The sequence below is a fragment of the Halomonas sp. ND22Bw genome (assembly GCF_003011945.1).
Classification (GTDB): Bacteria; Pseudomonadota; Gammaproteobacteria; order Pseudomonadales; family Halomonadaceae; genus Halomonas; species Halomonas halophila.
This window is the reverse complement of sequence record NZ_PXWD01000143.1, coordinates 1-468: the sequence shown is the minus strand read 5'-3', so window position 1 is coordinate 468 and position 468 is coordinate 1. Positions and strand designations below refer to the sequence as shown.

Sequence of the window (468 nt, the reverse complement as noted above, 5' to 3'; positions counted from 1 at the left end):
ATTGCATCAAAGGCGTTTAACGAATTTGTTTACGGCTATGAATTCCCGGAAGACAAATTCAAGGTCATAGCGAGCGGAGAGATACGGCTCTCGTCCATCCTTCTATCCTCCAGCCTTTCGAGCCGCGTCATTGCTCCGTACTCTGACATTTCAGGAGTATGGCTGTCAGAGATGAGCAACATGCTTGAAGCCAATCTGAAGCTGCCCGAGCACCATATGCTTCACGGTGTAGCGGCCCCCGGGCTTTCGTTCGAACGGCCGCACCGGGGATTTGTGGATCATGCTCAGACCTGGACGCTCAACATGGGCTCCAATCTGAGAGATATGCGCCCCATTAATCCGCAGCATGTTTTCTGGAAAGAACTGATGCGAGACTATCGCATCCCATTGATTAAGAAGGAACTTATTTTCTCAAATCCGGCTGGGGTTCCTGACATCTGGACCGTGCCGGCCGTCGTGACCGAACTT

The 468-nt window shown here is 51.7% G+C and carries 1 protein-coding gene; it reads left to right on the top strand.

The features are described from left to right. The coding region (locus tag CVH10_RS25715) for a hypothetical protein (RefSeq protein ID WP_181244452.1) at positions 1-468 on the top strand (468 nt) is incomplete at both ends.